17 protein-coding genes are annotated in these 23113 nt (G+C 57.9%); 9 read left to right on the top strand and 8 right to left on the bottom strand.

Annotated features, from left to right (window positions below; genetic code table 11):
• The first annotated feature begins 27 nt into the window (after window positions 1–27).
• The 3 genes from fabF (at window position 28) to ACYVAC_RS06875 (ending at window position 3926) form a co-directional block, all read left to right on the top strand.
• Window positions 28–1278, top strand: a complete 1251-nt coding sequence (gene fabF, locus ACYVAC_RS06865; protein ID WP_461096855.1) for a beta-ketoacyl-ACP synthase II — start codon at window positions 28–30, stop codon at window positions 1276–1278.
• A 3-nt stretch (window positions 1279–1281) separates the two neighbouring features.
• The gene (gene rnc, locus ACYVAC_RS06870) at window positions 1282–2040 is read left to right on the top strand and encodes a ribonuclease III (protein ID WP_461096856.1); all 759 of its coding nucleotides are present in this window, start codon (window positions 1282–1284) and stop codon (window positions 2038–2040) included.
• A 356-nt stretch (window positions 2041–2396) separates the two neighbouring features.
• Entirely contained in the window at window positions 2397–3926 is a 1530-nt protein-coding gene (locus ACYVAC_RS06875) for a Do family serine endopeptidase (RefSeq protein WP_461096857.1), read from the top strand.
• Between the two features lie 121 nt (window positions 3927–4047).
• On the opposite strand, the gene gmd is transcribed toward ACYVAC_RS06875, so the two are convergent.
• Both gmd and ACYVAC_RS06885 read right to left on the bottom strand, forming a co-directional pair.
• Window positions 4048–5160: a GDP-mannose 4,6-dehydratase gene (gmd, locus tag ACYVAC_RS06880; RefSeq protein WP_461096858.1), complete on the bottom strand. Its 1113-nt coding sequence runs from the start codon at window positions 5158–5160 to the stop codon at window positions 4048–4050.
• 79 nt (window positions 5161–5239) lie between these two features.
• The gene (locus ACYVAC_RS06885; RefSeq protein ID WP_461096859.1) at window positions 5240–5842 is read right to left on the bottom strand and encodes an SPOR domain-containing protein; all 603 of its coding nucleotides are present in this window, start codon (window positions 5840–5842) and stop codon (window positions 5240–5242) included.
• Window positions 5843–5963: 121 nt separating this feature from the next.
• On the opposite strand from ACYVAC_RS06885, the gene murB reads away from it, so the two are divergent.
• Window positions 5964–6989, top strand: coding sequence for a UDP-N-acetylmuramate dehydrogenase (gene murB / locus ACYVAC_RS06890; RefSeq protein ID WP_461096860.1), 1026 nt, complete (start codon window positions 5964–5966; stop codon window positions 6987–6989).
• Window positions 6990–7073: 84 nt separating this feature from the next.
• Here murB and ACYVAC_RS06895 read toward each other — a convergent pair whose 3' ends face one another.
• Both ACYVAC_RS06895 and ACYVAC_RS06900 read right to left on the bottom strand, forming a co-directional pair.
• Window positions 7074–7988: an ROK family protein gene (locus tag ACYVAC_RS06895; protein WP_461096861.1), complete on the bottom strand. Its 915-nt coding sequence runs from the start codon at window positions 7986–7988 to the stop codon at window positions 7074–7076.
• Between the two features lie 119 nt (window positions 7989–8107).
• Window positions 8108–8782 carry an SDR family oxidoreductase gene (locus ACYVAC_RS06900; RefSeq protein WP_461096862.1) on the bottom strand — a complete coding sequence of 225 codons (675 nt, stop codon included), beginning with the start codon at window positions 8780–8782 and terminating at the stop codon, window positions 8108–8110.
• 129 nt (window positions 8783–8911) lie between these two features.
• Between ACYVAC_RS06900 and ACYVAC_RS06905 the strand changes: the two genes are divergently transcribed.
• Both ACYVAC_RS06905 and ACYVAC_RS06910 read left to right on the top strand, forming a co-directional pair.
• Window positions 8912–9646, top strand: a complete 735-nt coding sequence (locus tag ACYVAC_RS06905; RefSeq protein WP_461096863.1) for an MlaE family ABC transporter permease — start codon at window positions 8912–8914, stop codon at window positions 9644–9646.
• Between the two features lie 89 nt (window positions 9647–9735).
• Window positions 9736–10482, top strand: a complete 747-nt coding sequence (locus ACYVAC_RS06910; protein WP_461096864.1) for an ABC transporter ATP-binding protein — start codon at window positions 9736–9738, stop codon at window positions 10480–10482.
• 3 nt (window positions 10483–10485) lie between these two features.
• Here the strand turns inward: ACYVAC_RS06910 and ACYVAC_RS06915 are convergent, their stop codons facing one another.
• Both ACYVAC_RS06915 and ACYVAC_RS06920 read right to left on the bottom strand, forming a co-directional pair.
• Window positions 10486–12588, bottom strand: a complete 2103-nt coding sequence (locus ACYVAC_RS06915; RefSeq protein WP_461096865.1) for a ComEA family DNA-binding protein — start codon at window positions 12586–12588, stop codon at window positions 10486–10488.
• 109 nt (window positions 12589–12697) lie between these two features.
• Complete coding sequence (locus ACYVAC_RS06920; RefSeq protein ID WP_461096866.1) at window positions 12698–13960, bottom strand: hypothetical protein; 1263 nt, start codon at window positions 13958–13960, stop codon at window positions 12698–12700.
• Window positions 13961–14115: 155 nt separating this feature from the next.
• Here ACYVAC_RS06920 and ACYVAC_RS06925 point away from each other — a divergent pair, with 155 nt between their 5' ends.
• The 3 genes from ACYVAC_RS06925 (at window position 14116) to ACYVAC_RS06935 (ending at window position 18053) form a co-directional block, all read left to right on the top strand.
• Window positions 14116–14739 carry a thymidine kinase gene (locus tag ACYVAC_RS06925; RefSeq protein ID WP_461096867.1) on the top strand — a complete coding sequence of 208 codons (624 nt, stop codon included), beginning with the start codon at window positions 14116–14118 and terminating at the stop codon, window positions 14737–14739.
• Entirely contained in the window at window positions 14732–16981 is a 2250-nt protein-coding gene (gene porZ, locus ACYVAC_RS06930) for a type IX secretion system anionic LPS delivery protein PorZ (RefSeq protein WP_461096868.1), read from the top strand. Before ACYVAC_RS06925 ends, porZ begins: the two co-directional genes overlap by 8 nt.
• 82 nt (window positions 16982–17063) lie before the next feature.
• Window positions 17064–18053, top strand: coding sequence for a phosphotransferase (locus tag ACYVAC_RS06935; RefSeq protein ID WP_461096869.1), 990 nt, complete (start codon window positions 17064–17066; stop codon window positions 18051–18053).
• A gap of 95 nt (window positions 18054–18148) precedes the next feature.
• Here ACYVAC_RS06935 and ACYVAC_RS06940 read toward each other — a convergent pair whose 3' ends face one another.
• Together ACYVAC_RS06940 and ACYVAC_RS06945 are read right to left on the bottom strand one after the other, a co-directional pair.
• Window positions 18149–19654 carry a RagB/SusD family nutrient uptake outer membrane protein gene (locus tag ACYVAC_RS06940; protein ID WP_461096870.1) on the bottom strand — a complete coding sequence of 502 codons (1506 nt, stop codon included), beginning with the start codon at window positions 19652–19654 and terminating at the stop codon, window positions 18149–18151.
• A 24-nt stretch (window positions 19655–19678) separates the two neighbouring features.
• Window positions 19679–22870, bottom strand: a complete 3192-nt coding sequence (locus tag ACYVAC_RS06945; RefSeq protein WP_461096871.1) for a SusC/RagA family TonB-linked outer membrane protein — start codon at window positions 22868–22870, stop codon at window positions 19679–19681.
• Window positions 22871–23113 lie beyond the last annotated feature (243 nt).

Here is a 23113-nt window from a genome sequence, read left to right on the forward strand (position 1 = left end):
GCTTTCATTACCTCGCAGTTTAACTGTATGACGTTAAAACGAGTAGTCGTAACGGGTTTAGGCGCACTTACGCCGATTGGTAACGATGTCACCACGTATTGGAACAACTTATCAGCCGGCGTAAGCGGTGCCGGCCCGATCACGAAGTTCGATGCTTCCAAGTTTCGTACGCAGTTTGCGTGTGAAGTAAAGAATCTCGACGTCACCCAGTTCATTCCCCGTCAGGATGCGCGCAAAATGGATACCTTCACCCATTATGCGCTCATCGCCACTGACGAAGCGGTTCGCGACTCGGGCCTCGATCTGGAAAAAATCGATCTCAACAAGGTCGGTGTGATCTGGGGTTCGGGTATTGGCGGTCTCAAATCGTTTGAAGACGAGATGATCGACTACGCCAAAGGCGACGGTACCCCCCGCATCAATCCCTTCTTTATCGTCAGGATGATTGCCGACAGCGCGTCGGGTCAGATTTCCATGCGGTACGGTTTCCGGGGTACCAACTACGTTACGGTATCGGCCTGTGCCTCGACCAACAATGCCATTATCGACGCCTTCAACTACATCCGGCTGGGTCGCCTGACCACCTGCGTGGTGGGTGGCTCGGAAGCGGCTGTTACCAAAGCGGGTATTGGTGGTTTCAACGCCAACCGGGCCCTGTCGGAGCGTAACGACTCGCCCGAAACAGCATCTCGCCCCTACGACAAAGACCGCGATGGTTTTGTGATGGGTGAAGGCGCCGGCGCACTGATCCTCGAAGACTACGAGCACGCGATGGTGCGGGGCGCCAAAATCTATTGCGAACTGATTGGTGGCGGTATGTCGTCGGATGCCTATCACATCACGGCTCCCCATCCCGACGGACTTGGCGCGTATCTGGCCATGCAGGATGCCCTCACCGACGCTGGCATCGAACCAACGGAGATCGACTACATCAACACCCACGGCACGTCGACGCCCGTTGGTGATCCGCAGGAGCTGAAAGCCATCTACAAGCTCTTTGGCGAGCATGCTTTCTCGCTCAACATCAGCTCGACCAAGTCGATGACGGGTCACCTGCTGGGTGCTGCCGGAGCCGTCGAAGCCATTGCCGGCATCATGGCCATGCAGCATCAACTGGTGCCGCCCACCATCAACTTGATGAATCCCGATCCGGAAATTGATGCCCGTTTCAACCTGACGCCCAATGTGGCCCAGCAACGAACCATCAATACGGTAATGAGTAACGCTTTCGGGTTTGGCGGCCACAACGCCATCGTTATCTTCCGTAAACTGAGCTGAGCCTTGCAACTCGCGCTGCCCCGTATCCTGGTTAAGCCACTCGACTGGTTTCGGGTGGGCAGCGCGTCGCCCCGCCGTACGTTACGCAAATCCATTGCGCACATCATCGGCGAACGGCCATCCAACCTGGGTCTGTACCAGTTGGCACTGCGCCATACGTCGGCATCCAAAGCCACCGCTATCGAGGGGTTCCGCGAATCCAACGAGCGGCTCGAATACCTGGGCGATGCCGTGCTGGGTATGGTTATTGCCGAGTTTCTGTTCAAAAAGTATCCGTACAAAGACGAAGGTTTTCTGACCGAGATTCGCTCCCGGATCGTCAATCGGGAAACCTTGAATGGCATTGCCCGCAAAATTGGCCTCGATCACCTGATCGAGTATGACGGCAATCGTACCCGTAGTATGCCCAGCCGCACTTCCATGTATGGCGATGCGCTTGAAGCGCTCGTGGGCGCTGTTTACCTCGACAAGGGCTTCCGCTTTTCGCGGAAATTCATTCTGAACGAGCTGCTGGCCCACTATGATTTGGAACTCGTCGTTCAGAACAATGTCAATTTCAAGAGCCGCCTGATCGAATGGGCGCAACGATCGGGTAAAGAAATCCGGTTCGACATTATTTCCGAGAAGGGTAACAGCCACTTCCGCGAGTTTATCGCGCAGGTTGTAGTCGACGATGAACCGTTCGCTACGGGCAGCGGCTACTCCAAGAAGAAAGCCGAACAGGCAGCCGCCGAGAAAGCGCTGGGCCTGCTCAACCCCTGATCAGCGCGGCCTGCCTGGCAACTTATCCCTTATTAACTTACGCACACGCTCCATACTGTCGATCTGGCGGATTGATTGTGCTTTGCTGCTGTCAGACTGTCAGATGGCGCGGTTGTAGTAGCTGTGGTATGCAAATTGTCTTTGTATAGGTAGATGGAAGCTGTCTTATAGACTATGGCTGTCGATCCGGTTCCGGTGGCTTTTGCCCGGCGCTGCAAGCCCCTAACAATGACCTGTTAAATTTTGTTAAGGACGTATATCCAGCGGATTTTTCGCCATTCGGTTTCCGTTATACAGTCGAGTTCGCTCCTACTTGACTTACACAAAAGAAAAGCAATCTGTTTTCCCAATTAACCATGAAAAGCAACTGGAAACTTTTAGCGTTGATGGCCCTCCTCTCGAGTGTTGTTACGCTGGCCGCTTACAACCTGTTGGGCTTCAACAACCGGGATGTCATCTTCAATGAAGCGTCATCGTCGCCCACGATTACGGGTCGGCTGGCTGCGTTGACCGGCAACGGTTCGACGGCAGCACCAGGCGACTTCTCGACGGCTGCCGAAGCCGTTACGCCAACGGTCGTACACATTCGGACCACCATGACCCGCACGGTACGGCAGCAGCAGGTACCGGATATCTTCCGCGATTTCTTCGGCGATGAATTTGGCGGTAGCCAGGGTGGCGGCCGGCCGCGCCGGCAACAGGGCCAGGCCTCGGGTTCGGGCGTGATTATCAGCAAAGACGGTTACATCATCACCAACAACCACGTGGTGCAGGACGCCGATGAGGTGGAGGTTATCATGACCGACAAACGCAGCTTCAAAGCCAAAGTTATCGGTACCGACCCCCTCACCGATCTGGCTGTGATTAAAGTAGATGCCAGCAACCTGCCCTTCATTACGCTCGGCGACTCCGATGCGCTGAAACTGGGCGAATGGGTACTGGCCGTGGGGTATCCCCTCGATCTCGAATCGACCGTTACTGCCGGCATCGTGAGCGCTAAAGGCCGCCGGATTGGTATTCTGGATCAGAACATCGATAAAAACGACAAAAAGCCTGATTCACCGGTCGAGTCGTTTATTCAGACGGATGCGGCTATCAACCCCGGTAACTCGGGTGGTGCGCTGGTTAACCTGCGCGGTGAACTGGTTGGTATCAACTCGGCCATTGCCTCGGCAACCGGTTACTACAGTGGCTATGGCTTCGCCGTACCGGTTTCGCTGGTAAAGAAGGTATCGGCCGACCTGCTCAAATATGGTAACGTGCAGCGTGGTTACATCGGTATTCTGCCGATCGAACTGAACGGCGCCGTGGCTAAGGAGAAAAACCTGAAAGTAGGCCGTGGTATTTACGTTGAGGATGCTGTTGACGGTGGGGCGGCCAAACAGGCTGGTATCCAGAAAGGCGATGTCATCGTGAAGATGGAAGGACAGCCGCTCGATTCGGATGCGCAGATGCGTGAAATCATTGGCCGTCGTCGTCCGGGCGATATCGTTAACGTGACGATCAACCGGAACGGCACCGAGCGTGACGTTAAAGTTGAGCTGCGCAACCGCAACGGTGGCCGCGACGTGATCCGGAAAGAAGACGTAACGACGGCGTCGGCTTCCCTCAAATCGCTGGGTGCTGACTTCGAAGAGCTGAGCGCACAGGATGCCAAGCAACTGGGTGTGAGCGGTGGCGTTCGGGTGAAACGTATCGTCGACGGCAAACTGGCCGAAACCGACATCGAAGAAGGTTTCATCATTGTGAAAGCAAACGGCCGGAACGTGAAAACAACCAAAGATCTGCAGGCAATTCTAAGCACTGTGAAAGAAGGCGAAGGCCTGATGCTGATCGGGATGTACCCCAACAGTTCGCGGATGTACTACTACGCGGTGCCGGTCTAACCGACCCGTAATTAATAGCAAAAAAGCCCGGTGCAATGCACCGGGCTTTTTTGTTGAGGGTATGCATGATCGACTGATTGGCAATTACGGCGTTGACCATGCAGGCCGTTACCTCAGCAGATTACTCGAAGTAATTCAGCACCTGGTGGCCGCTTTGCGCCAGCAGTTTGTCGCGCCGGAACAGGTCGATATCAGCATTCATCATGTCGTTGACCAGCGCTGGCAGGTCGTATTTAGGCGTCCAGCCCAGTTTGGTCATAGCCTTGGTAGGATCACCCAGCAGCAGGTCAACCTCGGTAGGACGGAAATAACGTGGATCCACGCAGACAACTTCTTTACCGATTTCAACCGGGAATTCAGGGTTGTTGGCTTTCACCACTTTAGCCGTTTCGCCGGCACCTTCGCCCGAGAACTCGAGTTCGACACCGATTTCGGCAAACGCCATCCGGACGAAATCGCGGATGCGGGTCGTTACACCCGTGGCAATAACGAAGTCTTCGGGCGACTCCTGTTGCAGAATCAGGTACATAGCCTCGACATAATCTTTGGCATGGCCCCAGTCGCGTTGTGCATCGAGGTTACCCAGATACACTTTGTCCTGCAGGCCCAGACCGATACGAGCTACGGCACGGGTGATTTTCCGGGTTACAAACGTTTCGCCCCGCAGCGGTGACTCGTGGTTGAAGAGGATACCGTTGCAGGCATACATATTGTAAGCCTCGCGGTAGTTGACCGTAATCCAGTAGGCGTACTGTTTGGCTACAGCATAGGGCGACCGGGGGTAGAACGGCGTGGTTTCCGACTGGGCGTGGCCCTGAACCCCACCGTACAGTTCCGATGTCGACGCCTGATAAATCCGCGTCTTCTCGGTCAGGCCCAGCAGCCGAACGGCTTCCAGAATACGCAGCGTACCGATACCATCGACCTGAGCCGTGTATTCGGGCTCTTCGAAGCTTACCTGCACGTGCGACATGGCGCCGAGGTTATAGATCTCGTCGGGCTGGACTTCCTGGATAATCCGGATGATGTTGGTCGAATCGGACAGATCGCCGTAGTGCAGTTTGAAGCGCACATTTTTTTCGTGCGGATCTTCGTAAACATGGTCAATACGCTGCGTGTTAAACAGCGAGCTCCGGCGTTTGATGCCGTGCACTTCGTATCCTTTCGACAACAGTAATTCAGCCAGATAGGCTCCATCCTGACCGGTTATACCGGTTACCAACGCTTTTTTCATAGATTGTTACACTGAGGGGCTTCAGCCCAGGTTGCGCAAAACAAAGTAAAGTTAAAGTAAGCGACCTGAAAATCAGTTTTTATTTTATTGAGAGGCTCCGGCGAATATCAACTTTATCGCCCTGCAGCTGCGCGGATCGGATCAGCTGACGGATCGACGCAAAATAACGCTCGGCATCGGTCCGGCGCATAAAATCCCCCACCTTTAGTTTATACGTTGGCTGATTATAGCTTAAATATGGATTTAATTCGGGAAAATTCTGGTATATCAGTAACTTAATTGATTCGACCTCCTGCCGTTGTGTACCCACGTACACCTGTATCCGAAAGCCGGGGGCGTAGCGAATCGACCGGTTCTGCTGCGCCAGCGTATCCAGAAACTGATCGAGCTGGCGATTGACATGCAGGGCCGACACGGGCCCGGCGGCCGGGCGCCGAACGTCGGGTTTGCGGGCAGGGGTAGTAGCGGTCGGCACAGTCGTGGTGCTGACCGAAGCCGGGCGGCTACTGGTGCCAGCGCGCCCCGTAGTCCCGGCCCCATATACGGGCCGAACCGACGACAGGTCTTCCTCGTAGGCACTGTAGTCTACCGACGAGCGGGATGAGCCGACGGGCCGGCTGCTGGCGCAACCCATCAGCAGCAGCACAGCACCCAGCGCTGCCGTAGCAGATCGAATGGTCATAGTCTTTATTGTACAGAGAAACAAATGTACTGTTTTTACGGCGTCTGCTGCGACGCGTTCCATCCGACGGACAGCGGGTCGTCGTTTTTGGTTATTTTTGTGGCTACACTGCCACGGGTTTATGCTAAATATACGAAGCAATGTGTCGCTGAAGCCTTACAACACGTTTGGCATTGACGCTCAGGCACGCTATCTGGTCGACATTACGCACGAAGACGATCTTACTACCCTCCTCCAGCTCGCCGACTTTATCGATACCCCCAAGCTGATTCTGGGCGGAGGCAGCAATGTACTGCTTTGCCATAACTTCGACGGGCTGGTGGTTCGGATGGCCATTCAGGGCATCGACGTTGTGCGCGAAGATGACGACCATGTCTACGTGCGGGCCGGTGCCGGAGTCAACTGGCACGAGCTGGTGCTATTCTGCGTCGAAGCCGGTTATGCCGGTATGGAAAACCTGTCGCTGATTCCGGGCACGGCGGGGGCAGCGCCGATGCAGAACATCGGTGCCTATGGTGTTGAGCTCGAACAGATTTTTGACTCGCTGACGGCAATCCATATCGAGTCCGGGGCTCGGCACACCTTTACCCACGCCGATTGCGCCTTCGGCTATCGCGAAAGCGTATTCAAACACGCGCTGAAGGGTCAGTATATCATCACCAGCGTGGTGTTCCGGCTCGACAAAACGCCAACGTTCCATACCCGCTACGGGGCCATTCAGGAAACGCTCGACGCCATGGGCATCACAGACGAAACCCTGTCGATCCGGGCCATCAGCGATGCCGTTATTCAGATCCGGCGCAGCAAACTTCCCGACCCGGCCGAGATCGGGAACGCCGGCAGTTTCTTCAAGAACCCTGAAATTTCCCGTGATCAGTTCGACGCCCTGAAAGAGCGCTTTCCCGATATGCCCGGTTATCCCGTAGGGTCCGATACCGTGAAGGTGCCGGCAGGCTGGCTCATCGAACGGGCGGGCTGGAAAGGGCACCGCGCCGGCGACACGGGCGTGCATGCCCGGCAGGCGCTGGTGCTGGTCAATTACGGACAGGCTTCGGGCAATGAGGTGCTGGCACTGGCCCGGCAGGTGCAGGCTTCGGTGCAGGAAACCTACGGCATCACGATCAACCCGGAAGTCAACATCGTTTAACGCGACGGTCATATATACTACAAAAGGGGGGGCGCTTCGATCGGATCGAAGCGCCCCCCCTTTCTGTTCAGCGTTATCGCTTGTCTATTCGAAGCAGAGCGAAGCCGCGCCCAGCAGGCCGGCATCGTTGCCCAGCGTAGCCCGTTTGATAGCCAGCCCGTTTTTGTAGTAGGGGTTGAGCCAGTAGTCGAGGGTGCGGTGGATGGCCGGCAGAATGTAATCGAACGAAGCCGATAGACCACCGCCGATCAGCACCTGCTTGATGTCGAGAATCTTGATCAGCGACGCCAGGCCTTCGGCCAGCATCTCGCCCACTTCCTCCCAGATTCGCAGGGCCAGCGCGTCGCCTTCGGCAGCAGCAGCTACCAGTCCCGTTGTGGAGATATCGCCATCGGCCGACAGCTGCGTCGTACCCGTATATTCAGACCGGCGCAGGTTGGCCAGTTCGAGCAGTTCTTTCTTGCCGATGTTGCGTTCGAGCACCCGGCCATTGCGCGACGGAATGTGCCCGGGCTCCATGGCATTGCCATCGCCACCGGTAAAGATTTTCTTGTTGATGATGGCGGCTCCGCCTACCCCCGTACCGAGGGTAATGAAGATGTAGTTCTCGTTGATTTTCTCTTCCGCGAAATAGTACTCGCCAAGAGCGGCCGCGTTGGCATCGTTTTCCAGAAAAAACTGCGTACCCGGAAAGCGTTTCGAGAGAATATCGACCATGGGCAGGCCGTCGATTTCGGGAATGGCGGTGATTTCGAGCGGAACGGTCCGTTCGCGATTGAGCATACCGGGCAGCCCGATACCAACGTGCTTCACGTCTTTGTTGGCCAGTAACTGCAGGGCTACCGCGTCGCCGAAGCGATCGATAAAATGCCCGGACTGCCGCCAGCTATCGGTATCATGACTGTAAAAGTTTGAAATTTTGCCGGTACCCGCATCAACGATACCCATTTTGACGTTCGTACCCCCGACATCAATACCCAGATACTCAACAGAAGCCATTCCTTGCGTTAGCCGTTTTTCAGTTAATAATTCACCCTATACATCGATCGAGCCGGGCGCAAGTTACTTAAAAAACCCTCTTACTACTTATATACCTGTCAAGTCGACTAGCAGAGCCCCTACAAATCACCGAGTTGGGGGCGAATCAGGATCTCTTCGACAACGGCCGATCGGGAGAGTGAATAGGCATACCAGACGCTGTCGGCTACGTCGGTCGATTCCATAAAGCGATCGGCGGGCAGGTCGGTGCCGGCCCAGCTGTTGGTGAGCGTGGCGCCGGGCAAAATAGCCGTTACCTTCACTCCGGTTGGCTTGAGCTCTTCGCGCAGCACCCGGCTCATGCCCAGCAGTGCAAATTTGGAGATGCAGTACGAACCACCGTTGGTGTAGGGTGTGATGCTGGCCGTAGAGCACATCATAAAGATATGCCCCTGCCGCCGGGCCACCATATCGCCTACCAGGCCCCGGGTGAGGTGGTAGGCACTGCCCACGTTGGTCGTCATCAGCTGTTCGAAAGTACCTTCCGCTTCGTTCTGAATCTGACCGGGCAGAAACACGCCAGCATTATTGACCAGCACGTCGACGGGCCGGCCGAGCGCCCGGACAAAGTCGATCAGCTGGTCGACCCCGGCGCGGGTGCTCAGGTCGGCCGCAACGGGCAATCGGCCGGGGCCATCGGCACCGTCGACCGATCGGGCACAGATAACCGCGTCAAAACCACCGGCAATAAACCGGTCGGCGATGGCCAGTCCAATCCCTTTGGTGCCACCGGTAACAACGAGTAAAGGCTTCATAACTACGAAAAACAGAAACGCGGGTTGGTGCGCAAGTTACGGTAGAAACCATTCGGGCGCCGATGGAGTTTCTGAAAGGAGTATTACCCACCCCGCTCCCGCGCCGTTGGTTGTTTCGCTACCAGAATCATGCTATCACGAATTGGTCATTATTTCATTTTCCTGGGAACGCTGTTCCGGAACCGGGAAAAGATGAGCGTTTACCTGCGCCTGATTATCGACGAGTGTATGTCGATCGGTGTTGGGTCTATTTTTATCGTTGCCCTCGTCAATACGTTTATCGGCGCCGTCACCTGTGTGCAGACGGCCTATAACCTCACGAACCCGTTTGTTCCCCGCTATATCATTGCACTCATCGTGCGCGACAGTTCCATCCTCGAACTGGCCCCTACCCTGTCGTGTATCGTACTGGCCGGTAAAGTGGGGTCGAACATTGCCAGTGAGCTCGGTACCATGCGCATCAGCGAACAGATCGATGCGCTGGAGGTCATGGGCATCAACTCAAGTTCGTATCTGATTTTGCCCAAAGTGATTGCCGCCGTACTGATGTTTCCGCTGCTGGTTATCATGGCGGCCTTTCTGTCGGTGCTGGGCGGATACATTGCCGGAACGCTGGCGGGCGTGATCAGCCCCGAAGAGTATATCCACGGACTGCGGTTCGATTACAACCCGTTTGGCGTCACCTTTGCCCTCATCAAGACGGTTGTTTTCGCCTTTCTGGTGTCGACCATTTCGGCTTATCAGGGTTATAACGTGCAGGGCGGTGCCCTCGAAGTAGGTAGTGCCTCAACGGCCGCCGTTACCAGCAGCTGTATCGCCATCGTAGCCGCCGATTTCGTGCTGACGCAGGTGCTCCTTACCTAATTGTGCATGAGCGATTGAGTGATTGCGTGCTTGGGGCTGATGCATCACCGAACACTCAATTACTCATTCGCTCAATCACTCACTGAATCATGATCGAGATTAAGAACATAGCCAAGACGTTTGGCGACCGTCAGGTGCTCAAGGGTATCAGCGGGACTTTCAAACAGGGTGAAACCAACCTGATTATCGGCGGCAGTGGTACGGGCAAAAGCGTACTGCTTAAAAGCATGATTGGCCTGGTGAAGCCCGATGCCGGCGAGGTTATCTACGACGGCCGCGACTTTCTGACCAGCGACCCGGAGCAACAGAAAGCCATCCGGCGCGAGATGGGGGTACTGTTTCAGGGATCGGCCCTGTTCGACTCCAAAACGGTGCTCGACAATGTGCGGTTTCCGCTCGATATGCTGACCGACCAGTCGGAAGATGAGAAACTCGAACGGGCACAGGAGTGTCTGAAACGGGTAGGCCTGGCCGAAGCGGCCGACCGTATGCCATCGGAAATCAGCGGGGGCATGAAAAAACGAGTCGGTATAGCCCGCGCTATCGTGCTGAACCCCAAATACCTGTTCTGCGATGAGCCTAATTCGGGCCTCGACCCACTTACCTCGATCAAGATCGACCAGCTCATCAAGGAAATCACTGAGGAATATAACGTGACAACCATCGTGATTACCCACGATATGAACTCCATGATGGAGATTGGGGAGAAGATCGTGTTTCTCTACGAAGGCAAAAAACTGTGGGAGGGCAACAGTGAAAGCCTGACCCACTCCAGCGTCGACGAACTAAACGAGTTCATCAACGCCAACAAGCTTATTCGGGAAATGGACCGCTAGGGTTCAGAACCGCCACCGCGCCTGCACTTTCACCTCCGAGCGGTGGGGGGCGTTGATCAACTCCAGATCAGAGCCCATGGTGGGCTGGTTGGTCAGATCGGTACGGGCCCAGCGCAGCCAGATATCCAGCTGGCGGTTCAGACTGTACTGCAGCAGCAGGTAGTGCCGGACACCGTGCTCGTAGTAGGCCGGGAACGAGAACGCATAGAGCACATCGCGCTCGTAGACATACTGCCGGGCGTCGTAATCATCCGTCCCGAACAGAGCCACCCGCCCGCTCAGACTTAGCCGACGCCAGTCGAACGTGGCATCCTGCACCAGCGCAAACCCGCTCGATGCCGGCAGGCCGGCATACCCGAAACGCCCCCACTGCACCCGCGACCGCATCGATACCGCCCGCCCGGGCCGGTAGTCGGCCGTGAGCGCCAGCGTTTGTCGGGTCGTTGCCACCACCTCGCGGGGCGTGGTTTTGCTGCCCGGCTTGTTCTTCTGCTTATGCTCGTCGTGGAAAACCAGCGCAAAAGCCGTTTGCCGATCGGGCGTGTAGCGCCCCTGCAGCAGGTAATCGAATCCCGACGAGGGGGTATCGACCAGATACTTGAGCCACGGAAACCGGAAGTAGTCGACAAAGCCACTGAGTGTCAGCCGGCGATAGAGGCTGTATTTGAGGCCCAGGTAAGCGCCCGTTTCGTTGATGGTACGGCTGTTCTCACCAAACCCGTTGGCATAAAACGAGTGAAACGTCGGATCGTAATGCCGCAGCGCCACCGCCACATCGACCCGACGATTCAGACTACCCAGCGCACCGGCTACAGCCCCGACCCCGCCCCGGCTCGTCTGTGAGCCCGTGCTGTAGGCCAGTTCGCCAAACAGGTTCCAGTTGCGTACTACGTAGCCCCCATGCAGGCCGGCCACGCGGTTGTTCATGCCCACAAATTCGTAACGGTTGTACGCCAGCGCGCGCTTTTGCAAACCGTGGTCAAACCAGGTTTGCAGCAGGGTCAGACCCAGTTGTAGGCGGGCCTTCGGATGATACAGTATATGCAGCCCCAGATCGGTCTGCCAGAGGCTGCGCTGATCGGCCTGTTCGGCAAGGGTGCGGTGCAGCCCCGATGTTTGCAGCGATGTAGCCACCAGTGCCGTCCCCAGACTATCGGGGGTCAGGTTGGCGTCGCGCCGGGTGTGGGAAGCCAGTACGGTCAGATCGAGATCGGGGCGCAGGGCATAAGTAGCCGTGCCGCCCCGCAGGTACCCCCATTCGCTCAGTGAGGTGTAGGGGCGGGCGCCCAGCGTAGGGCGCCGAACCGTCTGCACGGTCTCGGCACTTTTATTAAGCACGAAGCCAGCCGATAGCACAAGTCCCTGCCCTACCTGAAGCTGGTAGTCGCCCAGCAGCAGGTTACGCCACCGGCCACGGTTCTGCACCTGCGCGTGTCCCGAAACGTAGTCGGCGCCGTAGCAGCCCCGTTCTGGCTGCCAGGCCACTCCCTCGCCCGCATCTTTCTCAAGTGTCAGCCCCACACTAAAGGCCCGTGGTCGTGTGTAGCGGTAGCGCAGAAACCACTGCTGCGGGTTGCCGAGGTAACGCGTAGGCAGATTGCCTTTCTTGTCGGGCAGGGCTTCCGAAAAGCCTTTGCGTTCTTCCAGCGTTTGTTCGTAACGCACCAGCAGGTAATGATCGGTAGGTGTGGGTAACCCTTTCAGCAACTGACGGGTGCCATCGACTGTAACGAACGGCTGTAGCCGCCGGATGGTGCCTATGTCGAAGTCGGGTACGACCTGTAGTTCATATACCGACAGCAGGTCGCCGTAGCGGGCCCGGTAGTCCAGCAGACTGCTCAGCTGCCGGTCCGACAGCAGGTAGGTAGCCGCCAGTTCGTCGCGGGTGGCTACATTGAGATCGAGCGGACTCGTATAGAGCTGGGTAAGCGCATCGAAGATGGTCTCGTAGTCGACGCCTTCGGTCTGAAACGGGAACAGGTCCTGCAAATAGCGGGAAACGGCTTCGGCCGACTGTGACGTTCGGACGGGTCGCGACGGGGTTGTCTGAGCCAGTGTCAGCGTACTGGCGCAATACCCCGCCAGCAGCAGTAGGGCAAAACGCACAACAAGTCTGGTTTCACGTTACGGTACTGCCGACACCGCGCCGACAGGAGAGTTGGGTGAAAAGAAAGTTGTTCGAACGTTGTATAGGAAAGCCAGGCGGGCTTCGGAATCAGGCGAACCGGCGCTTCAGAATTTCGACCAGTTCGCTTACTTCATCGCTGCTCATGTCCCACATATACTGCGAGGCATAGCGGTACGAGATCAGATCAAGTGCCTGGCCGTAGTTGTTAAGCGTGTCGATTTCTTCGATGGCCTGGTTGTAGGCCGTGCCGTTGCCGTTGAACAGCTGGTTGATAAACCGGAATTTCTGGTTGAGCGAGATGCTGCGGCCGACGCTTTCGATAGGTGCCCGCGTGAAGCTTTCGGCCACACTGGCTGGCTCGGCCGTCTCGGCAGCCGCTTTTTCGCGCAGCTGATCGTTGAGCGTCGGCACAGCATCGGCCACCGTTTCAGCCGTTTTAAACGGCACATCGGTTTTCTCCGGCTGACTGATGGCGCCCGACGGCATAGGCGACGGCTGGCTGATGGGCGCTACCGGCTCAGGACCGGGCGTACTGGCGTCGAGCACCAGCGGCCCTCCCGATGTTGTATCGCTCGTTTCGGCCGGAGCAGCAGGCGCAGCAGCGGCCGGGGGTGTCATGGCCGGGACGTCGGGGGCTACCAGCGGAGCGGGCGGCACGGCCGGTTCGGTTACCGAATCGAAAAACGAGCGGGCCGGTCCCGGCGGGATACTGTCGGGAACGTGGCTGCGCAGCAGCGCCGACACATCCATCGGCACCTTCTCCGAAAAAACCTGCACAAACTTTTCGTAATGCTCCAGTTCGTGGGCTTTCTGGGTGAGAGCCTCGTCGAGATAGCCGAGCGCCTGATTCACGTAGACAAACGGCTTGCCGTTCATGCGCTGCGTGAGGTGCGTCGTGATAAACTGGTTGATTTTGGTGTACCGGCTGATTTGTTTGAGCGCCGGAGCCGTGAGTGTAAAATCGGGCTGGCTGCGCAGCAGTTCATCGAAATACGCACGGGGGTCGAAGATCAGAATAATGGTTCGGCGAACGGCATCGATCAGCAGCGGTTCGAGGTGCTCCCGCCGAATCGAAATATGCTGCGACACCACGTTCATGAACTGCTGCAGCGCTTCTTCTACTTCGGCATTCCCAAAATCGAAGTAAGGACTGCGAAACTTGGCCGCATCGGCCTGCCACTTATCCGACAAGCTACTGACGACGAGCAGATTGACATGACTGATGGGCGTCAGCGACAGAATCTGCTGACCGTTTATGGTGGGATATTGCTGGTAAAAATCGGCTGCTATCCGGCGGGCATACGACCGACTGTAGTCGTTGAGGGCGTTCGCATTAAACTTGTTCGACATCGGTAAAACCCTTTGTTTTGTAGAGATATAATTTTCGGACACGACCCTTTTTTACACGTATTAAAATCAAAAGAAGCGGTTTTTGTCCACTAATCAAGCGAATTAGTGTCGAATTTCGATGCCGTTTCGTCACTATCGCCAACGACCAGCCGCCTATGTTTATTGAACCGTCGCGACGGCGCGAACCGCCCCATCTCCGAACGGGTTGGATCGAACTGATCTGCGGATCGATGTTCTCCGGCAAAACCGAAGAACTGATCCGCCGGCTCAACCGGGCCCGCATCGCCAAGCTCAACGTCCGCATTGTTAAGCCCGCCCTCGATACCCGCTACGATGTCAATAACATCGTGTCGCATTCGGCCATTTCCATTCCGTCGATACCGGTGCAAACAGCAGGCCAAATCATTGAACTGGCCGGCGATTGTGACGTAGTGGGCATCGACGAAGCGCAGTTTTTCGACAAGGCTATTGTGCACGTCTGCCAGACACTGGCCAACCGGGGGCAGCGGGTCGTAGTAGCTGGTCTCGACATGGATTTTTCGGGGCAGCCCTTCGGCTGTATGCCTCAACTGATGGCCGTTGCCGAGTACGTAACGAAAGTACACGCCATTTGTGTGGTCTGTGGCGACATTGCGCAGCATTCCTACCGGCTGGTGCCCTCCCAGGAGCGCGTTTTGTTGGGCGAAACTGACAGCTACGAAGCGCGCTGCCGGCGCTGTTTCAACCTCGGCCCCGACGCCGGCCGGCGCGAGTGGGTCTACGAACCCGACGATGAATAGGTGGCTCGCGGGGCTGCTTGCCAGCCTGTGGCTGTTCGGGCCGGTACAGGCGCAGCCCCGGACCTGGCAGTCGCACGCCAGCTACCAGTCGGCGCAGTCGGTGGCGGTGGTCAATGCGTATGTCTATACAGCCACCCGCAACGGCCTGTTCACTTACCACAAACCCACCGGCGACCTGCGAGTGCTGACCCGGCAGGATGGCCTGAGCGATGTGGGGATCAGTCGGCTCCTGTACCTGCCCGATCAGCAGCGACTGCTGATTGCCTACCTGTCGGGCGCGGTCGATTTTATGCAGGTCTCGGCTACGGGCGAAGCAGGTGCCGTTACAACGCTGTCGACCATTGCCACGGCACCCGGCCTGCCCGACGCCCGTACCATCAACCACATCTACCGGATTGGCACGCGGGCCTGCCTCAGCACCGATTTCGGCCTGGTCGTGCTCAACCTGAGCACCAACGATATTCTCGACACCTATTTCAGCCGCCGGGCCGACGGTACGCCACTGCCGCTCTACCAGACCACCCTCGTCGGCGATAGCCTGTATGCCCTCACCGCTCCCCTGTCGGTCAGTGGCACAACCCAGTCGATCCGGGCTACGCGCTTCGCCAGCACCGTGGCGATCGCCGACCCGGCCAACTGGCGTACTATCGACGGCCCGCCCGGGTCGCCCACCACCCTCCTCACCCTGCAGGGGCAGCTATCGGCATCGGTAGCACGACAGGGCATCTACACGCGCCAAACGGGCAGCTGGGCGCTTACGCAACCGGTTACGGGCGCATCTATCCGTCTTTTTGCACCCGGCAGTACCACGGCTCCGACAAGCGCCGTAGTCGCCACCGAGCAGGCCATTCAGGTACCGGGCCTGGGCACGTTTGCCGGCCCCCTGCTGACCGATCCGCGCGAGGTAGCGGTCGATAGCGGGCGCATCTGGGTGGCCGACACGCGGTTTGGGCTGCTGGCCGGTGTTAACGGCATTTTTTCGCGGCTGAGCCCCCCCGGCCCCGATCGTGATCTGTTTGTGGGTCTGTATGCCTTGCCGGGGCAAGTAATTGCCCTGCCCAACGGGCCGCAGGACAACACGGGCCTGGGCACCGGACAGGCCGCTGCCAGTCTGTATGCCCCGGCCGATAACCGCTGGCAAACGCTGACGGGCGGCAGTGCCCTCGATCGGGGGTTCACGTCCGCAGCCTATGTGCCGGCTCAGCAAACCCTGTTCCTGGGCACCTACGGCGCCGGCCTCTGGCAACTGTCGGCTGGCAGCCCATCGCCCACGCCGGTGCCGCTGGCCGCTGGTATCAGCCCCAACATCAGCAGTCTGGCCACCGACGGCGCGGGCAACCTCTGGCTGGCCACCGATGGCTCGGCCCTGCGGGCGGCTCAGCTCCACGTTCGCCGTTCCGACGGTACGTTCCAGACCTATTCGGCGGGTAGTCTGCGTTCCATTCTGCAGATTGTGCCCGACGATGCCGGGTTTCTCTGGCTGCGATCGGATCCGGGTACAGGCCTGTACGTGTTCGACCCAACGACCAACCGCACCCGCACGCTCTCGACGCTGGCCGATGCCGGCAACCTGCTGAGCAACGTGGTCCGGACGCTGGTGAAAGACCGGAACGGCGCCATCTGGGTAGGCACCGACCTGGGCCCAACGGTTTTCGACGACCCGGGCAGCGTGTTTTCGGGCCGGGTAAACGCCAGCCCGCCTATCCTGAACCGGCGTCGGTTGCTGGCCAACGAGGTAGTCACGGCGCTGGCCGTCGATGGGGGCAACCAGAAGTGGATTGGTACGCGTACCGGTCTCTACCACGTATCGGCCGACGGCGCGCAGCTGCTCGACAGCTTCACGCCCGACAATAGCCCGCTACCCAGTCTGCCCATTCAGGCGCTGGCCGTTGAGCCAACGCTTGGGCGGGTGTTTGTACAGACACCCGGCGGACTCGTTTCCTACCAGGGCGTGGCAACAGAACCGGCCGAGCAGCTGACTGGCCTGACCATTTACCCCAACCCGGTGCGGCCCGACTATACAGGCTCGGTAGGTATCCGGGGCCTGACCGACAACGCCACGGTCAAGATTCTCGACGCGGGCGGGCAACTGGTTTATGAAACCCGGTCGCAGGGCGGATCGGCCGTCTGGGACCTGCGCGACTACCGGGGGCGGGCGGCTCAGACGGGTATCTACCTGATTGTAGTGGTCCGGGCCGACGGCGTGGCGGGTCTGGCGGGCAAACTGGCCGTAATACGCTGACTAGCGTTTTCTGCTGCGGGGCTGTATCTTTCCATCTGGTTGCGCGCCTTCAACGGCCCGGCCTTTAGCCAATCTGATTCCTATGCTACTATCTGCCCAGCATATTCCGCAACTTCAGGATTACCTGCTCCGGCGGGGCTGGCTCGACGAGAATGAGTCGATCGCCACCGTTGAAAAGCCGGGCGAAGGCAACATGAATTTTACCCTGCGTGTCCGGACCCCGATTCGCACGCTGATCGTAAAACAGGCCCGCGACTACGTCGAGAAATACCCGTCGATTCCGGCTCCTGCCGAGCGCGCCATTGTGGAAGGGCATTTCTATGAAGCAGTCCGGCCGTTTACGCTGCTGGCCGAGCAGATGCCGCAGCTCCTCGGCATGGACCCCGAAAATAACATTCTGGTGCTGGAAGACCTGGGCGAGTCGTGCGACTTCACGTGGCTTTACCAGCCTGGCCAATCCCTCGATGATGTGGCCCTGGATACCCTGACTGGCTACCTCTCCGACCTGCACAATCACTTTGAGCGGGCGGTGCCCAACCCGGCCTTTGCCAACCGGGCCATGCGGGCGCTCAACCACGAGCACCTGTTTGTGTTCCCGTTTATGCCCGACAATGGTTTCGACCTCGACACTGTTCAGCCCGGTCTGCAGGCGCTGGCCATGCCTTACAAAACCGACGAAGCCCTAAAAAAAGCTGTACTCCGCCTGGGCGATACGTACCTGGCCGACGGGCATACGCTGCTTCACGGCGATTTTTACCCCGGTAGCTGGCTCCAGACGGATAAGGGCACCAAAGTTATCGACCCCGAGTTCTGCTTCTACGGCCCCGCCGAATATGATCTCGGTATCATGATTGCTCATATTTACATGGCCGGGCAACCCGATGCGCTGATCGACTCGATCTGGCAGCGCTACCAGGCCCCCGCTACCTTCGACGATGGCCTGCGCCGGCAGTTCACGGCCGTCGAACTGCTGCGCCGGCTGATCGGGCTGGCCCAGCTACCGCTGCACTTGTCGCTCGACCAGAAACAGACGCTGCTCGAACAGGCCCGCCAAACCGTCCGGCCCGCCTGAAATCGGACCGACGCCAAAAAAGGGAGCCGGCATGCGCCGGCTCCCTTTCCAGAATACAGTTCAGTAAGTAATGTGGGGCCAACCACCAAACTAGGCTACCAGCCCGGATTCTGGGTTAGCTTTTTGTTGTTGTTGATTTCATACTGCGGAATTCCCCACAGCAGGTACTTCTCCGTAAACGTGGCCCCACTCTCGTTTTTGAAGCCAATGGCATCCACAAACCTGTTGTTGATCACGTCGTAGGCTTTGCGGGTGCGCTGCGTGTCGAAGTAGGCTTTGTTTTCGTAGGCCAGTTCATGGTAGCGCTCTTTCCAGATAGCCTCGCGGAACTGGTCTTTGGTCAGGCCGGCCAGTGGCTTGAGCCGGGCCCGCGTCCGGATGGTGTTGATCGGGTCGTAGGCGGCAGCGGTGGGACCACTCACCTCGTTCGAGGCTTCGGCGAGAATCAGCATTACCTCCGGCAGCCGCAGCAGGGTCCAGTTTTCGTCGGTATTAACGTTGCGATTCAGGGCACTCTCCTTGTGGAAATACTTGTAGAGTGCGTGGGCACCAAACGTCACAACCTTGGTCGTGTCGCTGATCGACGGATACTGCGAGAAGTAAAACTGCCGCTCCTGCGCCCGCAAATCGCCCGCTTCGTGGGTATTATAGAACGCTTCCGTTGGAATAAGGGCACCATATTCATCACCGTAGACCGATATCCGTGCGAAATACGGAATCACGAGCGCACTGATTGAGTTGGTGGCAATACCCGTTGCGTACTGGGCCTGCAGAATCAGCTCACCCTGGTTTTTGTGGGCGTTGTCGTGCAGGTATTCGTACGACGGAAACAGCGAATACACCCCCAGCGCCAGCACTTCCTTTGCTTTGTCGGCGGCTTTCTGGTAGTTCTCCTTCTGCTGCAGCGGATAGCCCGCCGTGGTCAGGTACACACTGGCCAGCAGTGATTTGACAGCTCCCAGCGATACGCGGCCCGTCTGGTCCGACGCGGGCAGGCCCGCCTGTTCGGCCATGGTCAGGTCGCTGATGATCAGCTTGTAAACATCGGCCTGGGGCGACCGGGACGCATACAGATCGGCGCTCGACGCGTCGATGGGGTTGGTCAGCAGCGGCACATCGCCGTAAAGCCGCACCAGGTGGTAGTAAAAAAAAGCCCGCAGAAAGTACGTCTGCCCCAGCAGCGATTTTTTCTGCACCTCGTCCATCTGGATTCCCGGAATTTTCTGAATCGCCAGGTTGGCGCTGCCAATAGCGTTATAGCTGCTCTGCCAGATGGTCCGGAATGGCGGGTTAGCCGCATCGGCCGTCTGGTTGATAAACTGGCTGTTGTAAAAACTCTGGCCCAGCGTACTAGCGTGCCCGTTGATCAGTTCGAGCGACACCCACGGGCGCTCGCCGTAGCCGTTGTCTGCGTTGAACATCCGCAACGAAGCGTAGATACCATCGACGGCCGACTGAGCCTGCCCCGCCGAGGTGAAGTAACTCTCCTGCGAGAAATTCGATTTGTTGACTTCCTGCAGGTAATCCGAGCAGCCGAAAGTCAGCGCCACCAGCGCCCCGCCCAGCAGGACTTTTCCAATGGTTTTACTGTATCGTTTCATAAGAACGTGTCGATTGAGGATCGGTTAAAGCGAAATATTGAGGCCGGCCGTCAGGACGTGTGCTTTGGGATAATCGAAAAACTGAATACCCTGCGCAAAGGCGTTGCCGTAGGTCGACACTTCGGGGTCGTAACCGCTGTATTTGGTAAGCACGAAGAAATTCTGCGCCGAGGCATACACCCGCAGGCGGCCCAGCTTCAGCTTCTGCGTCAGGTCGCTGGGGAAGGTGTAGCCCACCGACAGGTTGCGCCCCCGCAGAAACGAGCCATCTTCTACCTTGTACGAGTCAATTTTTGAATCGTAGTATACGTACGACGGGCGGGCTTCGGCGATAAACGTGTTCTGGTTGGCTGGTGTCCAGCCGTTAAGCACTTCGCCATAGCTGTTGGCCTGTCCGGTGCGGTCGAGACCCGAGTGGTGGGTCAGGTTCAGAATATCGTTGCCGTAGGAATACTGCAGGTCGAGCGTCAGGTCGATGCCTTTGTAGCGGACCGTGTTGCTAAACGTGCCGTAGGCCGTTGGAATCCCCTTGCCCATCACCCGCCGGTCCTGGTCGTTGATCTGAAAATCATTGTTCAGATCGAGGTATTTCAGATCGCCGGGTTTGCGGCCGTAGCGGGCTGCCAGATCAGCTTCGTTCGACCCCCAGGTACCCGTCCGGATCAGGCCGTAAAACGAGCCAACCGATTCGCCCACCCGCAGAATGTTGGTGTTGTTGAGGAACTGCGGATCGGGAAAGATATCGTCGTTGGCGTCGCCCAGCGCCGTTACGCGATTGCGCAGAAACGAGATGTTGAACGTTGTCGACCAGCTGAAATCCTTGTTGTCGATGTTGATCGTGTTCAGCCCCAGTTCAAGCCCCCGGTTTTCCATGCTGCCGATGTTTTTGTAGATGCTCGCGTACCCACTCGACAGGGGTACGGGCGCCGACAGCAGCAGGTCGCGGGTTTTCTTCAGGTAAGCATCAGCTTCGATGTTGATGCGCCCTTTCAGCAACGACAGCGACACACCCAGGTCATACTGCGCCGTTTTTTCCCAGCGCAGGTTGGGGTTGGCCAGCGTACCGACAATGGTGCCCGCTGCCCGCTGTCCGCCAAACACGGCCGTTGTGGTGCTCAGGTTCGCCTGCGACTGGTAGGAGTTGATTTCGGAATTCCCCGTCAGGCCGTAGCTGGCCCGCAGTTTCAGATCCGAGATCACCGTGTTGTTTTTCAGGAACTCCTCCTGCGACACGCGCCAGGCCACGGCCGCCGACGGGAAGAAGGCGTACTTGTTGTTGGCCCCAAACCGCGATGACCCATCGAAACGCCCCGTGGCGGTTAGCAGAATGCGGTCGTTGAAATTGTAGTTGGCCCGGGCGAAGTACGATGCCATCTGGTAGGCATTATACGACGATGTCGGCGGCAGCGGGTTGGCACTTACCCCCAGGTTATAGTATTGGTAGTAGTTGTCGGGCAAGCTCTCGACCCCCGCAAACCACTGCAGGTAGTTGTAGCGCTGAAACTCGACCCCGGCCACCACGTTGAGCGAGTTGCTGGCGTTGAACTGCTTGTTGTAAGTCAGGTAGTTCTGCCACTGCAGAAACTTGGTATCGTAGCTCCAGATCTCGGCGTAACCCCGGAACGGGCGCGTCAGCTGCACCAGACTGGTTTCGGAGAAGGGGTTGTACTGACTCGACAGGTTGGCTCCCAGCGTAGTGCGAAAATCCAGACCGGGCATAAACGTGATGTTGGCGTAGGCATTAGCCCCGAACACCTGCTTCTTATACTGCCGGTTGTCTTCGTTGGCCAGGGCAACCGGGTTATCTCCGCTTTCCATGTCCGGGTAATCCTGCCGCTTGCCGTAAGTCCCGTCGGGATACCGGATCGGCACAATCGGCACCATTTCGATCAGCATCCGCGGAATGTTGTTGCCCCCCACACCATCGTCGGCCCGGCGCTCTTCCGAGTTGCTGTAGTTGAGCGTAGCGCCCACCTTCACCCACGGCTTGATCTGACTGTCGACAACCAGCCGGCCCGTGTAGCGTTTGAGGTACGTGTTTTTGATAATCCCCTGGTTGTCGTTGTAGTTCAGGAAGAAGCCAAACGTTGTCTGATCGCCCCCGCCCGTGAACCCGAGGTTGTGGTTCTGGCTAACGGCCGTACGGGTGGTTTCGTCCTGCCAGTCGACATCGTAGAGCGGATTTAGGTTCGCATCGAACAGTTTGCCAATGAGGGCCGTCCGCTTAATTTTGGGGTCCTTGCTGGCGTACTTGCCGGCGGCCCAGCCCGCGGGGTCATACTTGGCGACGTTCTGATAGGCCCGGTCTTCGAGGTCCAGAAATTCGCGGGCGTTCAGCACATCGCGCTTGCGGGCAATGCGGCTGCCACTCACGTAGGTGTCGTAGCTGATGGTACCGCCCTTGCGGCCCCGCTTGGTCGTCACCAGAATAACGCCGTTGGCCCCCCGCGTACCGTAGATAGCCGTTGCCGACGCATCTTTCAGCACGTCGATACTCTCAATGTCGGCCGGGTTGAGGGCGTCGATGCCGGCGGCCCAGATAATGCCGTCGACCACGTAGAGCGGATTATTGGTTGCGTTGATCGAGCTATATCCCCGAATCCGGATGGTTGTATTACCGCCCGGTCGCCCCGAGTTGGCCGATACGTTGACCCCCGCAATGCGGCCCTGCAGCGACTGTTCGACGTTGATAGCCGGCCGGTCGAGCAGTTCGGTACTTTTCACGCTCCCTACCGACCCGGTCAGGTCGGAGCGTTTCTGCGTACCGTAACCAACCACCACCACTTCGCTCAGCGCCTTACTGTCGGATGCCAGTTTAACGTCGATTTGCGCCCGACCGCCCAGGGCAATTTCCTGGGGTACGTAGCCAATATACGAGATCACGAGGGTTTCGGTACCGGTTGGTACCGACAGTGAGAAGGCGCCATTAGCATCGGTAGTAGTGCCGTTGGTCGTACCTTTAATTACGACACTGGCACCGGGCAGGCCCGCGCCCGTATCGTCGGTAACTCGCCCTGTAACGGTCTGGGCGGGCAAAATGGGCAGTCGGCCGAACAGCCGGCGCTCGATCGCGCGGCCCGGCTGTTCGGGCAAACCAGCCATTACCGGCTGCCCCGCCAGGGCAATACCAGCCAGCGCCCATGCTACCCAGGTAGGCACAATCGGGGGTGTCAGCTTATCCGGGCTTTTCCCGGACAGTTGAGCGTGATTTTTCATAGCGTTTGTTTTGAGGTAGCGTTTACTCGTGACTCGGGCATAAAAAGATCGGCCTCTTTAGCAGCCGTGGTTTTTGCGCAGCAGCGATCGGATTTTTACAGGTAGTGCCGGCGCGAACGCAGCCACCCGATTCGGTATATCCGACATACGGCCACTGCCTGCGGTCGATCCATTTTCCGCCCATTACTAAGTAGACAATGTCGATAGGGTTCCAATATCAATTGACTATAAGCTGCCACACGG

It is taken from the genome of Spirosoma luteolum (assembly GCF_054778875.1).